18 protein-coding genes and 1 pseudogene are annotated in these 22,081 nt (G+C 41.6%); 9 read left to right on the forward strand and 10 right to left on the reverse strand.

Annotation, left to right across the window (positions count from 1 at the left end; genetic code table 11):
* The first annotated feature begins 50 nt into the window (after positions 1–50).
* Positions 51–1,337 carry a Na+/H+ antiporter NhaC family protein gene (locus tag HMPREF9449_RS07440; protein ID WP_040611265.1) on the forward strand — a complete coding sequence of 429 codons (1,287 nt, stop codon included), beginning with the start codon at positions 51–53 and terminating at the stop codon, positions 1,335–1,337.
* A 23-nt stretch (positions 1,338–1,360) separates the two neighbouring features.
* Here the strand turns inward: HMPREF9449_RS07440 and HMPREF9449_RS07445 are convergent, their stop codons facing one another.
* The 8 genes from HMPREF9449_RS07445 to HMPREF9449_RS07480 all read right to left on the reverse strand — a co-directional run bounded on the left by HMPREF9449_RS07445 (position 1,361) and on the right by HMPREF9449_RS07480 (position 13,506).
* A complete protein-coding gene (locus HMPREF9449_RS07445; RefSeq protein ID WP_009136642.1) occupies positions 1,361–2,629 on the reverse strand; it encodes a TolC family protein in 1,269 nt (422 codons plus the stop codon).
* A gap of 57 nt (positions 2,630–2,686) precedes the next feature.
* On the reverse strand, positions 2,687–5,731 hold the full coding sequence (locus HMPREF9449_RS07450) for an efflux RND transporter permease subunit (protein ID WP_009136643.1): 3,045 nt from the start codon (positions 5,729–5,731) through the stop codon (positions 2,687–2,689).
* Positions 5,732–5,835: 104 nt separating this feature from the next.
* Positions 5,836–6,891, reverse strand: a complete 1,056-nt coding sequence (locus HMPREF9449_RS07455) for an efflux RND transporter periplasmic adaptor subunit (RefSeq protein ID WP_040611709.1) — start codon at positions 6,889–6,891, stop codon at positions 5,836–5,838.
* 175 nt (positions 6,892–7,066) lie between these two features.
* On the reverse strand, positions 7,067–7,843 hold the full coding sequence (locus HMPREF9449_RS07460; RefSeq protein WP_009136645.1) for a 3'-5' exonuclease: 777 nt from the start codon (positions 7,841–7,843) through the stop codon (positions 7,067–7,069).
* Between the two features lie 111 nt (positions 7,844–7,954).
* Entirely contained in the window at positions 7,955–9,079 is a 1,125-nt protein-coding gene (gene dnaN, locus HMPREF9449_RS07465; protein WP_009136646.1) for a DNA polymerase III subunit beta, read from the reverse strand.
* A 285-nt stretch (positions 9,080–9,364) separates the two neighbouring features.
* Entirely contained in the window at positions 9,365–10,753 is a 1,389-nt protein-coding gene (locus HMPREF9449_RS07470; protein WP_009136647.1) for an aminopeptidase P family protein, read from the reverse strand.
* Between the two features lie 121 nt (positions 10,754–10,874).
* Positions 10,875–12,965, reverse strand: coding sequence for an alpha-L-fucosidase (locus tag HMPREF9449_RS07475; RefSeq protein WP_009136648.1), 2,091 nt, complete (start codon positions 12,963–12,965; stop codon positions 10,875–10,877).
* 106 nt (positions 12,966–13,071) lie between these two features.
* Positions 13,072–13,506, reverse strand: coding sequence for a hypothetical protein (locus tag HMPREF9449_RS07480; RefSeq protein ID WP_009136649.1), 435 nt, complete (start codon positions 13,504–13,506; stop codon positions 13,072–13,074).
* Positions 13,507–13,842: 336 nt separating this feature from the next.
* Between HMPREF9449_RS07480 and mce the strand changes: the two genes are divergently transcribed.
* The 5 genes and pseudogenes from mce to HMPREF9449_RS07505 form a co-directional block, all read left to right on the forward strand.
* Entirely contained in the window at positions 13,843–14,247 is a 405-nt protein-coding gene (gene mce / locus HMPREF9449_RS07485; protein WP_009136650.1) for a methylmalonyl-CoA epimerase, read from the forward strand.
* A 109-nt stretch (positions 14,248–14,356) separates the two neighbouring features.
* Complete coding sequence (locus HMPREF9449_RS07490; protein ID WP_040611710.1) at positions 14,357–15,916, forward strand: acyl-CoA carboxylase subunit beta; 1,560 nt, start codon at positions 14,357–14,359, stop codon at positions 15,914–15,916.
* An 11-nt stretch (positions 15,917–15,927) separates the two neighbouring features.
* Complete coding sequence (locus tag HMPREF9449_RS07495; RefSeq protein WP_009136652.1) at positions 15,928–16,293, forward strand: OadG family protein; 366 nt, start codon at positions 15,928–15,930, stop codon at positions 16,291–16,293.
* 54 nt (positions 16,294–16,347) lie between these two features.
* A complete protein-coding gene (locus HMPREF9449_RS07500) occupies positions 16,348–16,776 on the forward strand; it encodes a biotin/lipoyl-containing protein (protein ID WP_009136653.1) in 429 nt (142 codons plus the stop codon).
* A gap of 497 nt (positions 16,777–17,273) precedes the next feature.
* Positions 17,274–17,891: pseudogene (locus HMPREF9449_RS07505) on the forward strand (sodium ion-translocating decarboxylase subunit beta); the annotation flags it as partial.
* 12 nt (positions 17,892–17,903) lie between these two features.
* Here HMPREF9449_RS07505 and HMPREF9449_RS16210 read toward each other — a convergent pair.
* The gene (locus HMPREF9449_RS16210; protein WP_009136301.1) at positions 17,904–18,884 is read right to left on the reverse strand and encodes an IS30-like element IS4351 family transposase; all 981 of its coding nucleotides are present in this window, start codon (positions 18,882–18,884) and stop codon (positions 17,904–17,906) included.
* A 117-nt stretch (positions 18,885–19,001) separates the two neighbouring features.
* On the opposite strand from HMPREF9449_RS16210, the gene HMPREF9449_RS07510 reads away from it, so the two are divergent.
* Positions 19,002–19,601 (forward strand): sodium ion-translocating decarboxylase subunit beta, encoded by a 600-nt coding sequence (locus HMPREF9449_RS07510; RefSeq protein ID WP_261795512.1) that lies wholly within the window; start codon positions 19,002–19,004, stop codon positions 19,599–19,601.
* A 47-nt stretch (positions 19,602–19,648) separates the two neighbouring features.
* Here HMPREF9449_RS07510 and HMPREF9449_RS07515 read toward each other — a convergent pair whose 3' ends face one another.
* Positions 19,649–20,080 (reverse strand): DoxX family protein, encoded by a 432-nt coding sequence (locus HMPREF9449_RS07515; protein ID WP_009136656.1) that lies wholly within the window; start codon positions 20,078–20,080, stop codon positions 19,649–19,651.
* A gap of 261 nt (positions 20,081–20,341) precedes the next feature.
* Between HMPREF9449_RS07515 and HMPREF9449_RS07520 the strand changes: the two genes are divergently transcribed.
* A complete protein-coding gene (locus tag HMPREF9449_RS07520) occupies positions 20,342–21,364 on the forward strand; it encodes a threonine aldolase family protein (RefSeq protein ID WP_198010604.1) in 1,023 nt (340 codons plus the stop codon).
* Between the two features lie 16 nt (positions 21,365–21,380).
* A complete protein-coding gene (mnmD, locus tag HMPREF9449_RS07525) occupies positions 21,381–22,079 on the forward strand; it encodes a tRNA (5-methylaminomethyl-2-thiouridine)(34)-methyltransferase MnmD (protein ID WP_009136658.1) in 699 nt (232 codons plus the stop codon).
* Positions 22,080–22,081: the final 2 nt, after the last annotated feature.

The following is a 22,081-nucleotide window of genomic DNA, read 5'->3' on the forward strand; positions in this document are numbered from 1 at the left end:
GCTTTCATTTCTAAAGAGAATGTGTAATTTTGTCGCTTCAATCGGAAAAGATGATAAAACCTGTAAAAGCGAATTTCTGGGCCTTGGTTCCTTTGTTTATTTTTCTTGGGATCTACCTGATCACTTCATTGATTGTAAAGGATTTTTATAAAGTACCGATTACGGTTGCTTTTGTCATTTCATCCGTAGTAGCTATCGGAATGACCCGGGGTGAAAAGTTGAGTGAAAGGGTTTCCCGTTTTTCAGCGGGAGCTTCTGATCCGAATATTATGCTGATGCTCTGGATTTTTATTCTGGCTGGATCTTTTGCACAATCGGCAAAAGCGATGGGAGCTATAGATGCTACCGTCAATCTGGCTTTACAAATCCTTCCGGATAATTTATTATTAGGGGGTATTTTTATAGCTGCCTGTTTTATTTCTCTTTCAGTAGGAACTTCTGTAGGGACGATTGTCGCTCTTACTCCAGTAGCTGTAGGAATAGCCGATAAAACCGGAGTGGAATTACCTTTTATGGTGGCCATTGTGGTAGGAGGAGCTTTTTTCGGCGATAATCTGTCCTTTATTTCTGATACCACGATTGCAGCAACTAAGACGCAGGAGTGCCAAATGAAAGACAAGTTTAAAGTAAACAGCATGATTGTATTGCCCGCGGCTTTGTTTGTACTTATCTTTTATATTATAGAGGGCTGGCACATACAAGTTCCCGCCCATTTGGCTCCGATTGAATGGATAAAAGTCATTCCTTATCTGGTCGTATTGGGAACCGCTATAGCCGGTATGAATGTGATGCTGGTTTTGCTCTTGGGGATCGGTATCACCGGAGGCATCGGACTTTGTAACTCCAGCTTTGATATTTTCGGCTATTTCGGAGCGATGGGAAACGGAATTACCGGTATGGGGGAATTGATCGTCATCACATTACTCGCCGGAGGTATGTTGGAAATGATCCGCTACAACGGTGGAATAGCTTATATCATCGAACGGCTTACCCGGCGTGTAAACTCGAAGCGCCTTGCAGAACTCTGTATTGCCGGCCTGGTCTGTCTCGCTAACCTTTGTACGGCCAATAATACCATTGCAATCATTACAACCGGTCCCATTGCCCGGAATATCGCCGGACGTTTCGGAGTAGACAAACGAAAATCTGCCAGTATTCTGGATACTTTTTCCTGTTTCGTACAAGGCATCATTCCCTATGGAGCCCAAATGCTGATCGCTGCAGAATTAGCGGGTATTTCTCCCCTTTCGATCATCCGCTACCTGTATTATCCAATTTTAATCGGAATTTGTGGTTTACTCGCTATTTTGCTGAGATATCCCAGACATTACTCCTAGTCCCTTCTTTAAAAATCCTACTATTAAGGCAGTAATCCTCCTATAGTCCTCTCGTACTCCGCCAGAGCGACTTTATATTGATAATTTGCCGAGACAACATTTATAAAAGCCTGTAACCAAGTTACCTGAGCCGACAGTACATCAATCACCGGCAACTTTCCCTCATTATAGCTAAAAGTATTGAGTATCAAATTATGGCGTGCAATTTCCAAGGAGGAATCTACAATATTGATTTTTTTCAGAGCTTCCGTTAAACTTACCCAGGCATTACTCAGATCCAGCCGGATCTGATCGAGCAGCTTACTTCTCTCCAACTCCCGGGTTTCTTCCTGAGTTTCACTTAAGCGGACATTATGCCGGCGTTCTCCCCAATAAAATACAGGAATATTCACCTTCGCAAAAGCAATCGTAGAAAAGCGTTTATCTCCATCTACATTTATCAGAGTAGTCCCCCAATTTTCTTTTATCCCTACGGCCAAATTAGGCAAGTAATTCGCTTTTACCAATCGGGTTTGTAAACGAGCTAATTCAATGTCCTGTTGTGCAATGCGGTAATCCGGCCGGTTTTCCAAAACAAGCTGTAAATCATAAAGAGAAGGGATAGCCATAGGCTGACGTATCGAATCGCCCAATACAATCGGCCGGCCGGCTTCTTCTCCCATCATGACATTCAAAGCCTGTACAGCTGTTCTATAATTTGTTTCAGAGGTATTTAACTGTAATTCAGCTTCTTTTAAACGAGCTTGTACCATTAAGACATCCGTCTTACTTATTGCTCCTTCTACAAACCGTTTGTCTACAATATCGAACAATTCCCGGACAATTCCCACAAATCGCAATGCAATCCGATACAAATCCCGGTTTGCCGCTACAGTCCAATAATTTACATCCGCTGCATAGACAATATTATCAACGGTATACTCTTCTCCCAAACGGGCAATAGCTTCCTGAATACGGGCCATCTCGTATTGTTTACGCAAGCCGCTTCCTGCATATACATTTTGGACCACTCCTGCCTCCACACTGTAATTATCGTGTTTAAGATCTATTCCGGGCATAAACTGAACGTCTTCTATTTGATAAGAATAGCTTCCTGTCATATCTACCCGGGGAAAAAATCCAGTTTTTATACTTTTCAACGTATAAAGAGCTGCTTTTACAGCTTCCTGAGATTGTTTGATCTCCTGATTATAATCCAGCACTTTCTGACGGTATTGCTGAAGTGTCAAGGGTTGAGCCATCCCATACCCTCCTAAAAATAACAATCCGATTATTCCATATATTCTTTTCATTCTAAATTCCTCTTCTGAATTTTAAATATCTTTTTACTTTTCTGGCAACTTTTTTATTCAGGCCTTTTTCTTTACCGAAATCCGGAAAATCAAACTATACGTCACCGGTAAAACAATAATGGTCAGTAAACTTGCGACCAATAATCCGCCCATAATGCCAGCAGCCATTCCTCCGAACATAGCATCGAACAATAAAGGCAACATACCCAGTATAGTCGTACCGGAAGCCATCGTCACGGGTACAATTCTGGATTTCGTAGCCTGAATGACGGCTTCCAAAGGAGCCAAACCGTTGGCTTGTTCTATCCCGATCTGATCGACCAATACAATCGCATTCTTTATATTCATACCAACCAATCCCAACAGCCCGAGCAAAGCAAAAAAATCGAACATCCTTCCCAGCACCAACAAGCCGAATACAACGCCGATAAAAATAAGAGGTACCATTAACAAAATGACAATGGGTTTACGGTAAGTCCGAAACAACAACAGCAATACGACAAACATCAGTATAAATGTGAGAGGCATATTTGCTGCCAACGCTTCATTTGATTCGACCTGGCTCTCATCTTCTCCAAAGAATTTCATCCGATATCCGGGAGGAACTTCGATCTTTTGTACCTCTTCCCACACTTTCCGGAAAGCCTGTTTTGTATTCGCTCCCCGCTTTGGATCACATTGCGCCATCATTACCCTTTCGCGGTTATACCGTTTAATCACGTTGTAATTATAATTCAGGTCAAAACGATCTACGACCTGCGCCAAGGGTACAGCAGAACCGGTAGCAGAAAACACGGGTAAAGTCCGCATATTATCTAAATTTCCGGCTTCATAGTTTTCTTCTTTTAATAAAATCGGCATAAATAAATCTTTCTCCCGATAATCGCCCAAAGGGAGTCCGTTTGTAGCCACTTTCAAAGCATAAGCAACAGCCTGTCGGGTTATTCCCAAACGTTGTCCTCTCTCCTGTGAATAAACAGGTTCCCATACGGGTACCATATTTCCCCAGCTACTCCGTACATCCGTCACCATAGGACAAGCTTGCATAATTAGCATCGCCTGCTCTGTCAAATTCTTAAGGGTGTCGATATTTTCTCCTATAAAACCAATTTCGATAGCCGCCTCTACTGCCGGCGATAACTTAAAAAGAGAAGAACGGACCAGCATATTGGGATAATTTTGCCTTACATAGCGGTTGAGGCGTTCTTCTACTTCAGCAGTATAAGCTTTTTCCTTTACTTCTATGAGTATATTTCCAAAATTCGGTTTGGGTCCGAAAGAAGTACTGGCCAGGTAATAACGCAGCGGAGAACCACCCAGAGTAGTAGATACATTGACGACTTCTTCTTGTTGCATTAAATAATTCTCGATATCCGATAACATTTTTTCGGACTCGCGTATGCTATAACCTTCCGGCAGAAAACAATCCGCCCGGAAATAAGGCTTATCCATATTCGGAAAGAAATTCTGAGGCATCAGTCCCATAATCACCAAGGACAGTACAAATAAGAGGATCACCCCCGCAATAGTCACTATTTTATAGCGGATCAATTTCCGCAGAACTTTCGCAAAGCCGTTATAAAATTTCGTATCATAGGGATCTCTTGCTGTATCATCTTTCTTTTCTTTTAAAATAAAATTCCCGAATACAGGAGTTTGTGTCAAAGCCAGAATCCAACTCAGTCCCAAAGACACCGCTAACACGACAAACAACGGCTTTACGATTTCGGCAACGGCGGAAGGAGCCAGATACAAAGGCAAAAAAGAGAAAATGGCGATCAAAGTAGCCCCCAACAGCCCCCACTGAGGGAGAGTAGCTCCCCGGATCAGGGCTTCCCGCCTGCTCATCCCCCGGCGGATGGCAATCTGGGCATTATCTGTAACGACAATAGCATTATCCACTAACATCCCCATTGCGATAATAAAAGCCGCCAAAGAAGTCCGGTTTAATCCCACTCCGATGAATTGCATCACCAGTAAAGTACCTCCGATAGAAAACAAAAGAGAAGAACCGATCAACATGCCGGCTCGGGCTCCCATCACAATGAGAATAATAAAAATGACAATAGCCAGTGATTCCACCAGGTTGAGAATAAACCCGTTATTCGCTTCCCGGGCAATCTGGTCTTCGGGATAAAGAGTAATCAGCTCTATTCCTACAGGCATCAAAGGCAACAACTGATCCAATTTCCCTCTCACCTCTTCTCCGGTTTTGACCACATCTTTTTCCGGAGCAGTGGATACTCCGATTCCGATAGCTCTTTTCCCATTTACCCGCATCAGACTTCCCGGCGGATCCAGATAGCCCTTTTCAATAATAGCGATGTCCCCTAACCGGATTTGTTGTCCGGTTTCTGTCACCAGCAATTGATTGCGAATATCATTCAAATCTTTATAAGTACCTTCAGCCAATATTTTTAACTCTATATAACCGGCTCTTTTTTCACCGGTATTGATGAGAGAATTTTGAGATTTAATGGTTTGAATCACCGTATTCAGATTTAAACCGGAATTTGCCAATTTAGACATCGATATAAATGCATTTACCACTTCCGTCTGTTCCCCATACAGAGCCACTTTTTGAACTCCGGGAACTGTCACCAATTCTGTCTTTATCCGCTGTCCCCATTCCCGCAAATCGTGGTAACTGAACCCTTCTGTAGCAGCCAGACCAAAGTAAATGCCGAATACATCCCCAAAATCGTCCGAGACACTGATAACCGAAGCGCCCTGTGGCAACTGAGGCTGAATATTGAGTACTTTACGCCTCAACTCATCCCACATCTGGGGCATCTCATCCGGAGGTGTTGCCGGACTCAGCTCGATATTGATTTTAGACATGCCATAATAAGATTCCGACTTTATCTTATATACTCTTCTCATCGATTGAATTTCCCGCTCGATAGGTTCTGTAATTAACTGTTCCACTTCTTGTGGTGTCGCCCCCGGATAACGGGTAATCAGAACAGCAGATTTTATAACAAAAGGAGAATCCTCTTTTTTCCCCAACGATTCAAAAGCCATCACTCCCCCAATCATCAGGACAGCCAGAAAAAAATAAATTACTTTGGGATTATCCAGAGAATATTTTGGAATATTCATAAAATTTTATTTAAAATATCGACTACTACCTTTCTGTTCCCCGGCTTTCGGATTCCGCGTTAAAAATAAACGCCCCCTTAAAGCCGATACTTTCCGGAACGATTTTAAGGAATAACTTGTACTTTTTGACCATCCGTAATAAAATTCACCCCATCGATTACCACCACATCCCCTTGTTTCAATCCCTTTTTCACCATCACCTTATCCTGACCAAAAAGCTGAACAATCTCTATCCGGCGTTTCCTTACCGTAGCTGTTTCCGGCTCATAAATCCAAACAGAAGTGACATTTCTTTCCGGATCGATAAACACAGCATTCAAAGGCACTACGGCATGTTCGTCTACTTTTTCCTCAATTTGGATATGAATCCGGGCAGAAAAACCGGGATAAACCGGAAATCGTTCTTTCTTATAAAGCGTATCCTCTATAACTAATTTTACGGGGATTCCGCCTCCCCCCGGAGAAGCATCTATAAATTCCTGGATTCTGGCCTGAAAATGATATCCTCTGTAGACATCAAATTCAACCGATATATTCATTTTTTCCCGGGTCAGTCCGACACTGGTTTCCGGTAAAATAAAACGAACAGCCAACTTATCCGGATTAACTAATTTTATAATCGGTTCTCCTGCTTGTACTTTTTGATAATTCTCCACATACTTTTTTTCTACAAACCCTTCAAAAGGAGCTTTTAAACGGGTATCCTGCAAGGTATTTTGAGAAGTCTGGAAGGCAGAGCGGGCTTTGACATAATTATTCAGGGAAACTTCGTAATCCTGACGGGAGATCGCTTCCATATCCAATAACTTTTTGTCCCGTTCCAATTGGGAACGGGCAGTAACATAAGCAGCCTGATTCGCATCATTTTGCAATTGGTAATCGAGCGGATCTACGACTGCCACGATCGTCCCTTTCTTTATCGTTTCTCCGGCATCCACATTCATTTCAACCAAAGGACCTCCTACTTTGAAAGCCAACTGGGCAAACTCTTCTGCTTCCACAACTCCGGTATAAATTTTATCCAGCCTTTGAGGGGTCCCTATTCTTTCTACTTTTACCGGACGTAGAATATCCTGGTACACCTCGTCTTTATTCCGGCTACATCCCAGTAAAAAAAACAAACTCAGGACGATAAACTGTACGTTGTCTATACGTTTCATATCTTTATTTTCCGGTTTCAACGGCGAAGCCGAATTCATAAATATTACTTCACGTATACGTCTTTTATCTTAAAATGGTTTGGGAAAAATAAAAAAATGAGAAAAACCTTCCGGCAAGTAAATCATACCTATCCGAAAGGCTTCTCTCCACAAAATTTCCAGGACAAAATATACGCTATTTCAGCATACCTGTAGATCTCAATTTGATTTCTGTCAAAATTTTTTTCGTATACAGAGGGAAATCGCTATTTAACATCCATGCAAAATAGCCGGGCTGTTCTTTTAAAACCTGTTCCACTGGGATTCCCTTATTTTTTCCGAAATTAAATACTTCCACTCCCTTATCGTTAAATACAATAAAACCAGCAAAATCGGCATTATTGTTCTGAGTAGAAAACTTGCTTAAAAATTCAATACTATTTTCCAATTTTCCCTCATACCGATCCAACTGGGCTTTCAAAACTTCATAGGTAGCAAAAGTATCGGCGGCGGCTGTATGTGCATCTTCGAGACATTTATCACAATAGAAACGATAAGCAGCAGAGAGGGTACGTTGTTCCATCTTATGGAAAATCGTCTGTACATCGACAAACTTCCTTTTCCGCATATCAAAATCCACTCCCGCCCTTAGAAACTCTTCGGCCAACAAAGGAATATCGAAACGATTGGAATTATACCCTCCCAGGTCGCATCCCTCGATATACCGGGCCAATTCCTTGGCAATCCCCTTGAAAACCGGGCAATCTTTTACATCCTCATCGTATATTCCATGGATAGCTGATGCTTCCTTCGGAATAGGCATTTCCGGATTTATCCGTATCGTTTTTTGCTCTTCTTTTCCATGGGGGTATACCTTTAATACCGAAATTTCCACGACCCGGTCTTTGGCAATATTGACACCCGTTGTTTCCAGATCGAAAAACACGATCGGATTAGCTAAATTCAAATTCATTTTTTCATTTAATTGCAAGTTATAGCAAACAGAATTAACCGATTAAAAACAGAACAGGTTAAAAGATCACACCTAGAGTCATCTTTTAACCTGTTGCTTATTCTCCGGTTATCACACCATCATCGGCATTAATAACATCAGCAGGTCTTCGTCCTGATCTTCATTTTCAAAAGGCAGGAATAAGCCGGGACGTGTAGGATCTGACAATTCCAATACCACATTTTCCGACTCAATATTCGATAGGATTTCCAAGACAAAAGGAGATTTAAATCCGATAGCAATCGGTTCCCCTTCATACTGACAGTTCAAGGTCTCATGGCCTGACATGGAATAATCGATATCCTGGGCAGAAACGGTTATTTTGTCTCCTTCCAGTTCGAATTTTACCAAATTACTGGCTTGATTTGCCATGACGGACACGCGGCGTAAAGAATTATACAATTCTTTTTTCTCAATAATTACTTTTTTAGAATTATTTTGCGGGATCACAGAATTGTAATTCGGGAAACGTCCTTCGACTAAAGTAGAAGTCATTTTATAATTATCGAAAACAAAACATGCCATTTTTTCATTGAAAGCAATCTGCAACGGAGCGTCGTCTTTAGGCAATATATTCTTCAACATCAAAGCTGGCTTTTTAGGCAATATCAAGGCATGTTGTCCGGTTTCACATTTACCGTCAAAGCGTTTATAACGCACCAGCTTATGAGCATCTGAAGCGACGAAAGTAAAATTATCTTCATTCATCTCGATCAGAATACAATTCATAACCGGTCTTAAATCATCATTCGCAGTAGCAAATATGGACTTTACAATACCATCCAGCATCAATCCGCATTTGGTCTCAAAAGAAGTGTTTTCTCCCTCCGGGACTCCGGGACGCGGATAATCTTCTGCACTTTCCCCTCTCACTGAAAATTCTCCTTTTTCCGAGATAATCCGAACTTCATTCGTCGATTCATTAATATCGAAAGTCAGGGGTTGTTCCGGAAACTCTTTCAGCATATCCAGTAAAATCTTCGCAGGAATAGTCATCTGGCCTTCTTCTTCCAGACTATCCAATTCAATTTTCGCCTCCATTGTGGTTTCTTTATCGGATGCTGTTGCATACAGCAAGCCGTTAGTAGCGACTAAAAGGATATTATCCAGAATCGGCTGTACCGGTTTCCCGCCGATTACCTTGCTTACCGCTTGCAAGCGCGTCAGCATAGTATTACTTGATACGACAAACTTCATAGGTTATATTTTTATTAATTATTATTCTGAAATGAACGCCTAAATTAATGTATTTTTTTTTCCTCTTGAAATTTTAAAGAAAATATTTCCACAGAAAAACAGAATTTATGAAATAAAATTTACCCCTTCTCTTCTTTCATAAAAATATTCTCTCCGGCTGTCATTTCGATCTCAAAGTTCCTTATTTTTATACAAAACAAATCCCCGAATCAACGCCACAAAAAAGGGATACCCTCCTGCTTTCAAACAGCATTACGGGTACCCCCCTCCTAAAAGACCAAGCGATCAGCCCATAATTTCTTCTACCTCTTCTATCGTAATCGGAATACGGCGGTCTCCTAACAAGCGGCATCCTTCCTCTGTAATCAAAACATCGTCTTCCAGACGAATACCACCGAAATCCTTATAAGTTTCGATCTTATCGTAGTTCAAAAATTCTTTATGCATTCCTTTTTCTCTCCATTGATCGATTAAAGCCGGAATAAAATAGCATCCCGGTTCATCGGTCACCACAAATCCCGGTTCCAAGCGACGTCCCATACGTACTGAAGACGTACCAAACTGATTAACCGGACGGGTTTCCGCATCGTAACCGACATAGATCTGCCCTAAATCTTCCATATCGTGAACATCCAATCCCATCATATGTCCCAGCCCATGAGGCATAAACAAAGCATGTGCTCCGGCCGCTACAGCTTCATTCACATCTCCCTTCATCAGTCCCAAATCTTTTAAGCCCTGTGCCAGGACCTTACATACATCCAGATGTACAGAAAGATAAGTCACACCGGGACGGGATAATTCCAAGGCTTTGTTGTTACAACGGACGACAATATTATAGATATCTTTCTGGCGGGCAGAAAACTTTCCGTCTACAGGGACAGTACGCGTAAAATCGGAACAATAATTCATATTATTTTCAGCTCCGGCATCTGTCAGCATCATTCTTCCCTTTTGCAGTATCTGGCTGTGATTATGATTATGTAAAGTTTCCCCATTCTGAGAAAGAATAACCGGGAAAGAAACCATACTCCCGTAAGAAGCGGCAATTCCTTCTATCAAACCTGTGATATATTGTTCCTTGATTCCGGAACGGCAATTCCGCATAGCGGTAGTATGCATATCATAACCGATATTACAAGCTTTTGTAATTTCCTCTATTTCACAGGCTTCCTTCACAGAACGCAAAGCGACAACTGCCTGTATCAATTCTACAGAAGCATATTGTTTCAAAAGAGAGTGATGAATACCCAATAAATCTTCCAACAATAACATATTCCGATAGCGATAAGGCGGCAAGAAATGGATTTTACGACCTTCCGCAATCGCCTGTTGTAACATCTCAGCTAATTTAGCAAAAGGGCGGGTAGACGTAATTCCCACAGAAGCTCCCAATTCCTTCACTTTCGGCTGAGGCCCCATCCAGATAATATCGTCCATGTCCACATCATTTCCGAACAGGTATTCTTTTCCGCTTTCCACATCCAAAACACCGGCAAACCCTGGCATATTCAAACCGAAAAAATATAAAAACGAACTATCCTGACGGAATTTATAAGTATTATCTTTATAATTAGCCGGAGCCTCTCCGTTCCCTAAAATAAGAACCAACCCTTCCCACATCCTCTCCTTCAATTCTTTTCTCCTGTTTTTATAAACACTTGCTTCAAACATACGATTTATTTTTAATGAGTAATTATTTTTATTTTCTCTTCACATATCCTCTTCTCTCTTCCTTTCCGAAAGAGCTCACAAGATAACGAAATAAACCCGGAAATAAAATACGTTTTAATACCTAAAATTCCAATTCAATATTATTCAACCGCATAGCGCTACATTTAGAAAGAACGTCCAATGGACGAATCTCGCAACGATGCCATTTTCCCGGTTCTAAGGGGAAGGTCCCCATTTCCTGCTTGTAAACTTTATATTCTTCTTCAGGTTTGATACTGAAGCAGATTTTTTTCTCAAAACGATTATACAATTTAATCACCAACTGATTTTTTCCCTTTTGCAAAGGCAATACTACGCTTTCTTTATTATATAATTTTCCTTTTTCTGAAAGATGCGCTGTAATTTCCCGCCCGTTCAATAATACCAATATACCATTCCCGCTTCCTAACTCAACCGATATGCGCTGAACTCTGTCGGATTCTATTTCTGTATATAAAAACAGCGATTTTCTCTGCCGCATTCCTAACTCGTTTATCTTTCCGTATTGAAAACCGGTCAGTTTTTTCCATCCGGCCTCTTCCGGATTCCCGGGAATCCGGTCGATCCCTGCCGGAAGATTTCCAAAAACACTACCAGAGGGTTTCGTGTACACCCTTCCCCATTTCACTGTTCCTTTTTTCAGATAAACCGAATTTCCCTGCAAATTACGATCTCCCAGGACCACTTCCCTTTCTACCCCGTCCACCAGCATCCGTATTTTTCTTCCTCTCTCATTATCCGTATAATACAAAGTAGGTTTCACTTGTTTCTTGGAAGTCTGGAAACCCCAGGTATAAGCCACCGTACTTCGAAATCCGGTATAATAATCAATACAAGAATAAGCGTATAAAGGTGTGGCATTATCCAATGTCCATTTTTTCCCTCTTACCCGACTGTTTACCGGTTCTACCTTCCATCCATCTTCCATCTCCAAACAAATTACTCCCAGGGGACTGTCTTCTTGCCAGCAAGGTTGCCCGTACAATTGCCATTCTCCCTTTTCCTGCCTTACAGTCACAGGTCCCCCTCCCACATAAGAAGCCGACAGAATTTGTCCTCTCAATCCGTCCAAACGAATATTGACGGGACTCACGGACTTGTCTGCAAAGATATAAATACGATTTCCTTTTACAGTGATATCCTGCCAGGGATACAAATATTCGAAAGGATTAGCTCTCACGCCGTAAACCCCTTCTCCATATTTTCCCAGCCAGCTTCCCATCTTTTCCAACACTTCCTGTTCGAAAGGAACCACACTCCCATCTCCTTTGGGACCAATATTTAACAAATAATTCCCTCCCCGGCTCACGACTTTAATCAAACTCCGGAGTTTTTCATCCCTCTTTTCTGCCACCTCCCCTCTTTTCTGCCAGGAACGATATCCCCATGTCTCATCGAAAAAAGAAGCAGCTGTCTGCCAGGGAACTCCTATCTTATCATCCGGGTATTCATTGTCTCCTAATACGCTGAAGTCGCTGCAATCATTTCCCAACCGCCCGCTGATCATACAACTTGGCTGTAAAGAATCCACCAAATGATAAAGTCCCCGGCTCTGTTCCGAAGTCAGGGACCCCATATCAAACCATATTTCGGAAATATCCCCATAGCCTGTCATGATTTCCTCTACTTGTTTGAGATTATAAATATAGTGTTCCGGAGTCAACGGATCCGCATTATGACTAGAAATAGGATAAGCCTGAGGAAAATGCCAATCGATCAGGGAAAAATATACCCCGAAACGCATTCCCTGTTTCCGGCAAGCCTCCGCCAATTCCTTCATGACATCTCTTTTAAAAGGAGTAGCGTCTACTATATTATAATCAGTATACCGGCTGTGATACATACAAAAACCGTCGTGATGTTTAGAAGTAAACACTATCGATTTCATTCCTGCCCGCCGGGCCAAGGTTACAATAGAATCAGCATTCCAGCAAACGGGATAAAACCGATCTGCCACTGCAGCATACCAATCTCCAAAAATACCGGCCTGCGACTGTATTTGTTCACTATATCCCTGAGTAATCGGTTTTCCTTCCCACACTCCTCCCAATTCGGAGTAAATCCCCCAATGAATAAACATCGAAAATTTCTGGTCCAACCACTTTGAATCGGGTTTCTTTTCACCATAAGCCCCTAAAGCACACAAAAGAAATAAGAATACTATTTTTTTCATAACCGTAAATTAAATTATCCGCATCTTTGCATCTGCCGAGATCGCCCCAAAAGGCAGCAATCCGCCTTTTGAGTAAATCTCTATTATTTTACGGCTATAAAAGTAATCAAATTTCCGATCCTTTTTTCAATCGGGGACGCCGAAACAAAAAGGCGGCCAAAGGAGTCGCTAATCCTGCGACCATAACGATCCAGGCACCATAGCGAAGTACAATCTGTTCCCCATTTATTCCGCTCAACCGTCCACTTAATTCTAAGGTAGTATCCTGAGCAAAATAAATATCGAAGATACGCCATAAAACGACAATTCCCGCTGCAATTCCCAACACAGAAACGGCCCAGGTATTCCCGTAACTCATATCGTAAGTCGTATTCCGGCGCACACATAAAAACAGGATAATAATAAACATAATAAAGGTAAACCAACCGGAGGTCGAAACCCCGCTAAGATCTCCTACCATTTCCACTCTGAACCAAGGTAAAAAAGTAGCAATAACCCCAGCAATAGCTAAAATAAATACAATAAACCGTTGTGTGCTCATAATTTTATTTTTTATTTACATTATTTTTCAAACAATCAGAAAAATTCCAGTTTACCTAAAAAAGGTAACGAAAATATATACGTTTACAGGCTGGAAAAGTTCGAGAGAAAACAAAAGGATTCCATTCTTTCCTCTATATGTAAAAAAAACTGACGAAAAACAGAAATTTAAAAAATATCTATTCTTTTTTTTTTGGTAATCGCAATAACAATGAGTACTTTTGAGGGCAAATTCGAAAAGTAAACGTTTCCGAAAGATATATTTATGTGCTTAAAATATGTTCTATAACACAAAAAATTAGAATTAAATACATTATTCATTAAATAATTTATTATCATGACACCAACTCATATTGAACACATCGGCATAGCCGTAAAAAGCCTGGACGAGGCTATTCCTTTCTATGAAAAAGTATTGGGATTAAAATGTTATGCCATTGAAGAAGTAAAAGATCAAAAAGTAAAAACAGCTTTTTTTCAGGTAGGTCAAACGAAGATTGAATTATTGGAATCGACAGATCCGGAAGGACCTATTGGTAAATTCGTAGAAAAGAATGGTGGTGGTATGCACCACATGGCTTTTGCCGTAGAAGATGTAGCACAGGCTTTAAACGACGCAGCCGAGGCTGGATGCCAACTGATTGACAAAACTCCGCGCGCTGGCGCAGAAGGTTTACAAATCGGCTTTTTGCATCCGAAGTCTACCAACCGGGTATTGACCGAACTTTGCGGAAAAAAATAATACGGTTTTAAAGTTCAGTTTCAATAAAGAATTACTGCGATGAACAGCAATTCTTTATTGATTTTAAGACTTTACAACTTTATAAACATTATAAATTCAATATTATATGATGACGAATCAAGATAAAGTAAAAAAACTGATCGACCTACGTGCGACAGCCAAATTAGGCGGCGGTGAAAAAAGAATTGAATCCCAGCATAAAAAGGGGAAACAAACGGCTCGCGAACGCATTGAAATGTTACTGGATGACGGTAGCTTTGAAGAATTCGACATGTTCGTAACTCACCGTTGTACCAATTTTGGGATGGAGAAAACCAAATTCCTCGGGGATGGTGTGGTAACCGGACAGGGAACTATCGACGGTCGTTTGGTATTTGTATTTGCACAGGATTTTACCGTATTCGGAGGAGCCTTATCTGAAACATTGGCACAAAAAATCTGCAAGGTCATGGATAAAGCCATGGTTGTCGGAGCTCCGGTAATCGGTTTGAACGATTCCGGGGGAGCCCGTATACAGGAAGGTGTAACTTCTTTAGCTGGCTACGCTGAAATTTTCGAACGCAATATTCTGGCTTCTGGGGTCATTCCTCAAATTTCTGCCATCTTTGGTCCTTGTGCAGGAGGAGCCGTTTATTCTCCGGCTTTGACCGACTTTATCCTGATGACAGACGAAACATCCTATATGTTCGTGACCGGTCCGAAAGTAGTGAAAACCGTTACCGGCGAAGATATCAGTACCGAAGACCTGGGAGGTGCCGGCATCCATTCCAGCAAATCAGGGGTTGCCCATTTCAAGGTAGAAAACGAAGAAGAAGGTATTCTGATTATCCGGAAGCTTCTCTCCTATTTGCCGTCTAACAACCTGGAAGACGCTCCAATGATTGATTGTACTGACCCGATCGATCGTCTGGAAGACAGACTGAATTCCTTGATCCCCGACAATCCTAACCAGCCTTACAATATGCTGGAAGTGATCGAAGCCATTGTCGACCATGGAGAATTTTTGGAAGTACATCGTAATTTTGCCAAGAATATTATTGTCGGTTTTTGCCGTATGGGCGGTATACCGGTAGGTGTTATTGCCAACCAACCGAACTTCCTGGCAGGGGTATTGGATATACAAGCTTCCCGGAAGGCAGCCCGTTTCGTTCGTTTCTGTGATTGTTTCAATATTCCGATTCTGACGTTGGTTGATGTACCGGGATTCTTACCGGGTAGCGGACAGGAATACGGAGGTATCATCATCCACGGCGCTAAATTGTTATTCGCTTACGGAGAAGCTACCGTACCCAAGGTTACTGTCACCTTACGCAAATCTTACGGTGGAGCACACGACGTGATGTCCTGTAAACAACTTCGCGGAGACGCCAATTATGCATGGCCTTCTGCCCAGATCGCCGTCATGGGGGCTTCCGGCGCCATCGAAGTTCTCTACGGTAAAGAAGTAGCCGCTATCAGCAAAGAGGAAGAAAAAGCTAAATTCATACAGGAAAAAGTAGATGCTTATGACGAAGCTTTTGCTAATCCCTACCAAGCAGCTTCCTATGGTTATATCGACGATGTAATCGAACCGCGCAATACCCGTTTCCGGGTGATCCGTGCTTTTGAAAGCCTGCGTACCAAAAAAGTGGTGAATCCGCCTAAGAAACACAGTAATATACCTTTATAAAATTAAAGCATATGACAAGTTTAATTACGCTTTCTACAGATTTAATCAGGGAAGCCGGGGGATATACCATTTCAATCGTTAGTATTATTGTTGTATTTGCAGCATTGGGGATTTTGGTGGCTATTTTCATGTCCATTCCGAAAATATTGGAAATGAGCATTAAAAACAAACTGAAAAAAGCCGGTAAAGAAGAACCCAATCAAAAAATAAATGTCGAAGCCAATGTAAATGTAGCTATTGCTATGGCTCTGCATCTGTATTTCGATGAACTGCACGATGAAGAAAGTAATATTATTACGATTCACAATGCACCTAAGCAATATTCTCCCTGGAGTTCTAAAATATATGGTGTACAAAATCAACCGGTGAAAAAATAAATTAATGATTCATGACCGGCAAAACGAATAAGCCGGTCACCAATTAGTAAAAATATGAAAAAATACAAGTTTAAGATAAACGGTCAAACCTACGAAGTTGAGGTAGGTGGATTCGATGGCTCAAACGCTACTGTTTCTGTAAACGGCACCCCTTATCAAGTAGAAATACAGGGAGAAGAGAAGAAAGCAAAAACGCCAGTATTAGCTCGTAAACCGGTGGTAAACAAACCGGGAGAAGGCCAGATTAAAAAGAATGAAAGCAGTGGAGCTGCTTACAAAATCAACTCTCCGCTACCAGGAACCATTAAAAAAATCAATATTAGCGTTGGGGCTACCGTAAAAGCTGGCGAATGCGTTATGATTATGGAGGCCATGAAAATGGACAATAACGTAATGGCCGAAAAAGGTGGTGTTGTACAGGCTATCAAAGTAAAAGAAGGAGATGCAGTTCTCCAAGGCGATACATTAGTAGAAATAGCATAATTCAATAGAATATGAACAGACTTATTTTCATTATGCTATCTTTTTTGTTTGTCGCCTTCAGCGGAAATATCTGCGAAGCTTCAGACAAAGGTAGCTTAAAAGACGAGCTTGTCCACGGCAAATGGATGAACAGGGCCGACGGGTATATCCCGAAGGCTATCCGGGCAGCAGACTTAAAGCCGGATCAGAAAGCCCGGACGGTAGCCCGCTACAAAGTTTACAGTTTTTATGATGATGGAACCTTTACCATGGACTCCATCAAACAGCGTTATACCGGAACATGGCAATTGGAAGGAAATAAAGTCATTATGACTTTCAATCCGAAAAAGATTACAGAATTCTCTCCGAACTTAGATCCGAATGCCTCTGGACAAGGTTACGTAACAACCGATGTAATGGTCAACTTAGGTATCCGTACCGCTACCATAAACGGAGATGTACTGGAATTCTCAAATCCGACCCAGAATGCTTATCACAATTCCGACGCTATTGCCGGAATGAAGAATTTCTGGGAATTTACCGGATTCCCGAATGCCACGACAGGAAACCTGATCATGATCATTATTGCCTTAATTTTTATCTGGCTGGCTATCCGCTTCGACTACGAACCCATGTTGTTGATTCCGATAGGTATGGGTATCATTATCGGAAATATTCCTTTCTATATGGGAGAGGCCTTCAACCTGAAATTGGGTATTTACGAACCGGGATCGGTATTGAATATTCTTTATTCCGGTGTGATCAACGGTTGGTATCCTCCTTTGATCTTCCTGGGTATTGGAGCGATGACCGACTTCTCTTCTTTGATTTCCAATCCTCGTTTGATGTTATTGGGAGCAGCGGCCCAATTGGGTATATTTGTAACCTTCCTCGGAGCTTTATGGTTAGGATTTGCTCCTCCCGAGGCCGGTGCTATCGGTATTATCGGTGGAGCCGACGGTCCGACAGCTATTTTCCTTTCCTCTAAATTAGCCAACGGCGTAAACATGCTGGCCGACGGGACCTTAGTGAAAAACCTTATCGGTCCGATTGCTATTGCAGCATATTCCTATATGGCTTTGGTTCCGGTAATTCAGCCGCCGGTAATCAACTTACTGACTACAAAACACGAACGGAAAATGCTGAATTCAACTTGCAAATGCAACAGAATTCTGATTAATAATTTGTTTAAATATTTCGTTTGGCGTGAGGTATCCAAGTCTTTTACGAGGTCGATTATTGAGTTTATTTTCAATCCACTTAATCTGTTTGTTGGTTACTTCACTAAAGTCCTTACCCTTTGGGATATACTGCCTGATAAGCCCGTTGGTGTTTTCATTGGCACCACGTTCCCATGAGTGGTATGGTTTGCAAAAATAGAATTTTATTTCCAATTTTTGCGCAATTTCCTCGTGCTTTGCAAACTCCTTTCCATTGTCAGCCGTAATTGTGTGTATTAAGTTTTTCACTTTCCGCAGTGCCCATACTGCAATCTTAGCTACCGGGATGGCTTCTTTTCCCGACAACTTGCGTATCCAGACCCTGCTTGTTGCTCTGTCGTTAATGGTAAGAATGGCACCTTTGTGGTTCTTACCAATAATTGTATCTATCTCTAAATCACCAAATCTCTCCTTCAGTTCCACTATCTCGGGACGCTCATCAATATCCACCCTGCCTGGGATAAATCCTCGCCCTGCATTTTTAGAACCACGTTTGGCATACCTGCGACCTTGTCTGCGAAGATATTTGTGCAGTTTGCCACCCCGCCGCTTATCCTCCCAAATCCAGCGATATATCGTTTCGTGAGATACCATCGCAATTCCCTCCAAGCGGCTCCTGCCGACAATCTGCTCCGGGCTGAATCCTTTCTTCAACAGCTTTATTATCCGTTTTCTCATTGCCGGTGTAAGCACTTCCTTGCGATGTTTTTGCTGCTTGCGCCTGTCTGCTTTTCGCTGGGCAAGCTCCATGCTATAGCTACCACTTCGGGCGTCGCAATTGCGCTTTATCTCCCTGTAAACAGTGCTTTTATCTACTCCGATAGCTTCCGCTATTGCTTTTTTGCTCATCGGTATTTGCAACATCATAGAAATTGCATACCTTTGTTCCTCGGTTATATGTTTGCTCATCTGCAACTTTTTTTTCTTTGGACGGACAATTAAAGCAAAGATAGCAAACTTTATCCATTCAGAGTGAGAGAAAGGGGGACATTGTCTCTCTTTCCTCTCTGAAAAATAAATGTTTTTATTGCTTATTATCCGCACCCAAAAAGTTGCATTTATAAGTTGAACTCAAGAATTAAAATGCGTCCCCCGCGTTCTGTCAGCCGTTTGGAAAAACAACTCTTCCCCATCATCGGTTTGTTGCTGACAGCTTTTATTGCACCGTCTGCACTTCCGTTGTTAGGTATGCTGTTCTTTGGTAATTTGCTGAAAGAATCGACAGTAACCAATCGTTTGGCCAATACAGCCAGCAATGCTTTGATCGACACGATCACGATGTTATTGGGAGTTACCGTAGGAGCTTCCACTCAAGCCGACGTATTCCTGACGAAAGACTCTATTTTGATCTTCGGATTAGGAGCGTTCTCTTTCATCATTGCGACTGCCGGGGGGGTATTAGTAGCCAAAATCATGAACTGGTTATCTCCGAAGAGCAATCCGATCAATCCGATGATTGGAGCCGCCGGCGTATCTGCAGTTCCGGACAGTGCCCGGGTGGTACAAAATTTGGGATTGAAAAACGATCCGACCAACTACTTGCTGATGCATGCGATGGCTCCGAACGTATCCGGAGTGATCGGATCAGCGGTTGCTGCCGGAACTTTACTGAGTTTCTTGATGTAAAATCGCTATTCTATAAAAAACTCCCTGATCAAACAGGGAGTTTTTTATTATCCATTTCTGTATTTCCTTTTCCAGAAAAATACATAATCCAAGGAATAACGTCCTCCTCCTATCCAAAAAAACAAAATATAAAATGCCAGATATAAAATTCCGAGTTCTTTCATCTGGAAAGGATCATCCCCATGAATAACCCATATTGCTATTATCATATTAAAAATCAAAGGTAGAGCCGACAAGCGGGTAAACAGCCCGAACAAAAGAAGCACAGAACACCCCACTTCTGCCAAAAGGGAAAAAACAAGGGATACCACCGGACTAACCCCCAAGGGATCCGGGAAATTATCAGCCAGTTCACCGAAGGCCATCCATTTTGCACCTCCATGCAGTAACATCATACAAGCAATAAATACCCGAACGAATAATAAAGGCAAAGAACGCCCTTTCTGTAATGGTTTTCCCAGAAATAAAAAATCTTTCATAAAACAATTGTAATTAACATAGTAAATACGAGTATCCCCCTCTTTCCAGAAAATCACGTCTATCTTCCGTCCCCACTTACAACCTTTATTCCCCTCCACTTACTTCTTCCTCACAACGCATTTTATTTTACGAAAATACCTAAAAATATGTTTCTTTTCCCTCTTTATTCTTTTCTTCATCTTTTTTCTGATACATATTTTTTCTTTCTTTTTATAAACGGTATCTTTATCCCATTATTTATTTAATTTACATATATGAGTATCCGAGGTTTTGGTAGTGATAATTTTTCCGGAGTCCTTCCGGAAGTGTTCAATGCTCTGAAAGAGGCCGCATACGGACATCAACATTCTTACGGAGAAGATCTTTATACAGAAAAAGCAATCCAAGATTTTAAACAAATCTTCGGGAAAGATATAGAAATCTTTTTCGTATACAATGGAACAGGAGCCAATATTGTCAGTCTTTCTGCTTTCGCCCGTTCATTCAACGCAGTTATTTGTGCAGAAACGGCCCATATTAATGTAGACGAATGCGGAGCCATCCAAAAACAGGCAGGCTGTAAACTGCTTACTGTTCCCACGTTTGACGGTAAATTAAATACCGGACTTATTCAAAATCACATGCATGGTTTCGGGGAACAACACCATTCACAACCCAATATCATTTCGTTAACCCAATGTACGGAACTCGGAACGACCTATACGCCGGAAGAATTGAAAGAAATATGTGATTTTGCCCATGCAAGGGGACTCTATGTCCATATGGACGGCGCCCGTTTAGCCAATGCAGTAGCATATCTGAATTGTGACCCTTTAGATATTACCGTAAAAGCCGGTATTGACGTATTGAGTTTCGGAGGAACCAAAAACGGTATGATGTTCGGAGAAGCCGTTATTTTTTTCAATACTTCTGTTTGCCAAAATGTCCCTTATATCCGCAAACAAGCGATGCAGCTTCATTCCAAATCCCGTTTCATTGCTGCCCAATTCTCCGCTATATTAAAAAACGGACTTTGGCTAAAAACAGCAGCTCACGCCAATCGCATGGCTCAAAAACTGGCAAACGAAGCTTCACTTATTCCCGGAATTAAAATTACTCAAAAAGTGGAAGGCAATGAAATATTCGCCATCATCCCCCGGGATAAAATTGAATGCTTGCAGAAAGAATGTTTCTTTTATATATGGGATGAAGACGCTTCGGAAATCCGCTGGGTATGCTCTTTCGATACCACAGAAAGCGATATCATTGAATTTGTAAATTTACTGAGAGAGAAATTACTCTAATTCTTTCCTCTCTTATATGAAACGCCAGTTTGTTCATACGGAAGACGGAAGTACTACCTTATATGTCCCTGCACTAAATGAACATTATCATTCGATACACGGGGCCATACAGGAGTCCTTACATATTTTTATCCGGGCGGGAATTGAATTTTACCTCCAGACTCATTCCACCGGTTTTCCTTTATCTGAATTGAATATTTTAGAAGCAGGATTCGGAACAGGCTTAAATGCTTATCTTTCGCTTCTGTATGCAGAAAAGCAAAAAATCAGGCTTCAGTACCACAGCCTTGAAAAATATCCCTTAACCTTCGAGGAAATCCAACAACTCAATTATAAAGCACAAGTTCCTGCTAAAAACCCGGATCTATTTGACCGGTTGCATACCTCCCCCTGGGAGACAGAAAACCTGATCAGCCCGTTCTTTCGTTTACACAAATACCAGAAAGATTTTAGGGAAATCAGTTTTGAATCCCGTTTCGACATCGTTTTTTTCGATGCTTTCAACCCGGATATTCAGCCTTATTTATGGACGGAAGAAGTATTCCGGAATTTTCATAAAGCCCTTAAACCGGGAGGGATATTGGTTACCTATTGTGTAAAAGGGAGTGTCAAGCAAGCTCTTCGAAACCTGGGATTTATGTTAAAAAAGCTCCCGGGACCTCCGGGGAAAAGAGAAATATTGAGAGCGCAGAAGGCCGTTTTTGAAAAGAAATAAAG

Source organism: Odoribacter laneus YIT 12061 (assembly GCF_000243215.1).
In the GTDB taxonomy this organism is placed as follows: Bacteria; Bacteroidota; Bacteroidia; order Bacteroidales; family Marinifilaceae; genus Culturomica; species Culturomica lanea.

Bases quoted from the DNA above. Each gene is read 5' to 3' on its own strand.
- HMPREF9449_RS07440 (WP_040611265.1), top strand. From the start codon at position 51: ATGATAAAACCTGTAAAAGCGAATTTCTGGGCCTTGGTTCCTTTGTTT.
- HMPREF9449_RS07445 (WP_009136642.1), bottom strand. From the start codon at position 2,629: ATGAAAAGAATATATGGAATAATCGGATTGTTATTTTTAGGAGGGTAT.
- HMPREF9449_RS07450 (WP_009136643.1), bottom strand. From the start codon at position 5,731: ATGAATATTCCAAAATATTCTCTGGATAATCCCAAAGTAATTTATTTT.
- HMPREF9449_RS07455 (WP_040611709.1), bottom strand. From the start codon at position 6,891: ATGAAACGTATAGACAACGTACAGTTTATCGTCCTGAGTTTGTTTTTT.
- HMPREF9449_RS07460 (WP_009136645.1), bottom strand. From the start codon at position 7,843: ATGAATTTGAATTTAGCTAATCCGATCGTGTTTTTCGATCTGGAAACA.
- dnaN (WP_009136646.1), bottom strand. From the start codon at position 9,079: ATGAAGTTTGTCGTATCAAGTAATACTATGCTGACGCGCTTGCAAGCG.
- HMPREF9449_RS07470 (WP_009136647.1), bottom strand. From the start codon at position 10,753: ATGTTTGAAGCAAGTGTTTATAAAAACAGGAGAAAAGAATTGAAGGAG.
- HMPREF9449_RS07475 (WP_009136648.1), bottom strand. From the start codon at position 12,965: ATGAAAAAAATAGTATTCTTATTTCTTTTGTGTGCTTTAGGGGCTTAT.
- HMPREF9449_RS07480 (WP_009136649.1), bottom strand. From the start codon at position 13,506: ATGAGCACACAACGGTTTATTGTATTTATTTTAGCTATTGCTGGGGTT.
- mce (WP_009136650.1), top strand. From the start codon at position 13,843: ATGACACCAACTCATATTGAACACATCGGCATAGCCGTAAAAAGCCTG.
- HMPREF9449_RS07490 (WP_040611710.1), top strand. From the start codon at position 14,357: ATGACGAATCAAGATAAAGTAAAAAAACTGATCGACCTACGTGCGACA.
- HMPREF9449_RS07495 (WP_009136652.1), top strand. From the start codon at position 15,928: ATGACAAGTTTAATTACGCTTTCTACAGATTTAATCAGGGAAGCCGGG.
- HMPREF9449_RS07500 (WP_009136653.1), top strand. From the start codon at position 16,348: ATGAAAAAATACAAGTTTAAGATAAACGGTCAAACCTACGAAGTTGAG.
- HMPREF9449_RS16210 (WP_009136301.1), bottom strand. From the start codon at position 18,884: ATGAGCAAACATATAACCGAGGAACAAAGGTATGCAATTTCTATGATG.
- HMPREF9449_RS07515 (WP_009136656.1), bottom strand. From the start codon at position 20,080: ATGAAAGATTTTTTATTTCTGGGAAAACCATTACAGAAAGGGCGTTCT.
- mnmD (WP_009136658.1), top strand. From the start codon at position 21,381: ATGAAACGCCAGTTTGTTCATACGGAAGACGGAAGTACTACCTTATAT.